This is a genomic window from Armatimonas sp., assembly GCF_043760365.1.
GTDB lineage: Bacteria > Armatimonadota > Armatimonadia > Armatimonadales > Armatimonadaceae > Armatimonas.
The window spans coordinates 1-2897 of sequence record NZ_JAYUPA010000930.1 but is presented as its reverse complement, the minus strand read 5'-3'; the positions used below and the strand labels follow the sequence as shown (position 1 = coordinate 2897).

The following is a 2897-nucleotide window of genomic DNA, read 5'->3' as shown; positions in this document are numbered from 1 at the left end:
AGTTTAGGTATTTTGCCAGCCGCCGCTGGCTCCCCAGTGACTCCGTCAAGCGGGTCTGGTGCGATACCAAAAACCGCTGCTGGGTGGAGACCGAAGCGGGATTTGCCTGTATCGAGGAGAAGCCCATGACGCTTGCCGAGAAAGCGGCGCACTTTGAGACCATCACAGCGAGCTATCACAACCGGCGCGGCTATATCTCGGACTGTAGCTACAAAGTCGCTGGAAAGCCCGAGCTCGGAACCATCCACAACGCCAGCGACAACGACGGCCTCTGGACGGCGATGTATCTGGGGGCGGAGTGCCTGCGCTACGGCGCGACCAAAGACCCAGCGGCCAAGGCGCTGGCGCAAAAATCCCTTCATGCGCTTCTGGAGCTGGAGCGCCTCTCGGGGATTTCTGGCTTCCCCGCCCGCGCCACGCTCACCGACGAGGAGCTGAAAGCCGGAGCTACGGGGCTCAATCCGGAGGATAAAGTAAATATTCCAGGCGACAACACCCCGGTCTGGTTTCGCTCGCCCATCGAGAAAAATGTCTGGGTGAAGGGCGACACATCAAGCGATGAAATAGACGGCCACTACTTCGCCTGGTTCCTCTACGCCGAGCATGTGGCGGATGCAGCCGAGAAAAAACGCATCGCCGCCACGTGTAAGCGCGTGACGGATCACATTCTGGATCACAACTTCACACTGATTGACCACACGGGCCGAGCAACTCGCTGGGGCCACTGGGAGCCCGCCCTGATCAACGACAGCCCCCGCTGGAAGGAGGAGCGCGGCCTCAATGCACTGGAGATCCTCTCGCACCTGAAAGTCGCGTTTCATCTGACGGGCGAGAAGCGCTACGATGAGGCCTATGAGAAGCTTATCAAAGACCATCATTATCTCTTAAACACACTCAATTACCGAAAAGGAAATCCCTGGTGGAAACTCAACCATAGCGACGATGAGCTGGCGTATCTTGCCTACTATCCCCTGATGCTTTTAGAGAAAGACCCCGCGCGCAAGCAAATCCTCTCACAGAGCATCGCCCGAACGTGGGAGCCGTCACCGACGGAGCAGACAATCAAGGCCGAGGCGAGCCCGTTCTATAATTTTACCTACGGCGCGGTGACAGGCAACCCTTGTGATGTTGAGAACGCGCTTCTCTCGCTTCAGGACTGGCCACTAGATCAGACCGACTGGACAATGGTAAATAGTAAGCGCATGGACATCACACTGCGGCTTCCCCCGGGTGGCGGACGTAATCGTATGGAGACCGACCGCGTGCTCTCCCCGGCGGAGCGACGTGTCACGCGCTGGAACGCCTGTTACTGGGAGGCGGATAGCGGCGGCAACGGCAAGAGCGCGGACGATCCCGGCGCGTGGCTGATCGGCTACTGGCTTGGGGTCTATCACGGCTACCTGAAGTAACTTTCGCGGAACCTGCCCCCCATCTCGTCATTGAAATCTGGAGGAACTTAACCCTATGAAAAATGCCCTACTTATCAGCGCACTTCTGCTGGCCCCAATGCTGGCACATGCCCAGCAAGCACCCGCAAGCGAGCGCCCTCGCACCGAGCGTGAGGTCGCCGTCAGCGTGATTATCCGTCAGCTCGGCCAGGACAGCGGCCAGAACGTGCTGGTAGACTCCAGCCTCGCCGCGCTCAAGGCTCCTGCGCTTGGCAAAGCCACCACGAAAGATAATTTAGAGGAGCAGCTTGATAGCCTGCTCCGCAAGCTTCCCGACGGCACGGCGTGGGCCAAGCTCTATCTTCCCAAGCCAATTGAGGGCAAGCGCTACGCCGCCGACAACCTCTCGCGCTAGCAATAGCCCAGGCGGGGCTCTTTGGCGGTAAAGTGGGCGCCTCGAAGCCCGGGATGGTGGAGGTCATGGGCCGCTTGATGACCCAGGCGGAGGCCATTCCTCTGGTGCAGAAACTCGACTTAGTGCCCTACTACATTTTGAGCAACCCGCGCAAACCCGCGATGGCCTTCGGGGGATCAGGTGGCGGAACGGGCAGCCCCTTCGGTGGTGCCAATATCTCGGACTTACTCATGAAACAGCTCGGTGTCACGGATCTGAAAAACGTCCCCAGTGGCAGCTATAAAGTTCAGCTCCCCGGCCCTGATGGCAACCCCGTGACAGCGGACGTGAAGGTCAACAACGACGGTGATAACACCAGTATCGCAGTTCGTATAGGGCAGACCAGCACGATCCCACCACAGTAGCCTTCTTGATTAGCGTTGGCGGTCCAGTGACTCCCGTTACAGGACCGCTTCTTTTACTCTCCCAGGCGATTGGCATCGGAGTCTTTCTTAAGCCGATGTTACCCCCGAAGCGCTGGTAGAATCCCCCTCATCATCTTTAATCTCTTTTTCGGGAGAGGCCCATCACCACGCCTGCAACTAGCCCCATCACCATTCCGATAACGAAACTAGGCTTATCCCTCAAGGGCTCCGTGACAACCGTTACAGGACTCGTCTTTTGCACTTTGTATCCCAGAACCTTCCAAATTTTGGCCTTCGTGACATTCGCCAGCCATTCTTCTGTTGCCTCAACAGAGGCAGCTTTGTCGGGAAGGGTTTGGCTTAGCTGAAACATACCAGTGGGATCAAGGCTCTTACATCCAGATCTAATGCCTGAATAGGTCCGTACGGTATTGATGGAACTATTTTGCCCAATGATATTAAAAATAAACCTATCTTCAAGGATATTATTTGCCAAATAGCCATCAGAGCGAGTGATCTTAAGTACACCACGAGCATCATACTGATTTTGGATTCGCCCCCCTAACAGATAAGTAACTCCATAGCCTAAGCTGCATCCAGCGATTATACATCCAATAAATCCACCAGGAATCCAAGGGCCTAACAGGCGCAATCCTAAGTACATAAACCCTAGCAAAAATCCGATTACAG

General features: G+C 56.1%; 3 protein-coding genes and 1 pseudogene. 3 read left to right on the top strand and 1 reads right to left on the bottom strand.

Translation table 11 applies throughout. The features are described 5' to 3' along the window. From ACH2EH_RS23355 to ACH2EH_RS23345, 3 genes and pseudogenes are all read left to right on the top strand, one after another. A pseudogene (locus ACH2EH_RS23355) lies at positions 1-1409 on the top strand (hypothetical protein); the annotation flags it as partial. Between the two features lie 55 nt (positions 1410-1464). Continuing rightward, positions 1465-1803 carry a hypothetical protein gene (locus tag ACH2EH_RS23350; RefSeq protein WP_395145561.1) on the top strand — a complete coding sequence of 113 codons (339 nt, stop codon included), beginning with the start codon at positions 1465-1467 and terminating at the stop codon, positions 1801-1803. Between the two features lie 32 nt (positions 1804-1835). Further along, entirely contained in the window at positions 1836-2207 is a 372-nt protein-coding gene (locus ACH2EH_RS23345; protein WP_395145559.1) for a hypothetical protein, read from the top strand. Between the two features lie 136 nt (positions 2208-2343). Here ACH2EH_RS23345 and ACH2EH_RS23340 read toward each other — a convergent pair. Then, the coding region (locus tag ACH2EH_RS23340; protein ID WP_395145558.1) for a hypothetical protein at positions 2344-2897 on the bottom strand (554 nt) is incomplete at its 5' end.

What these genes read in the sequence shown, in the direction of transcription:
- ACH2EH_RS23350 (WP_395145561.1), top strand. Translation starts at nt 1,465, where the DNA reads ATGAAAAATGCCCTACTTATCAGCGCACTTCTGCTGGCCCCAATGCTG.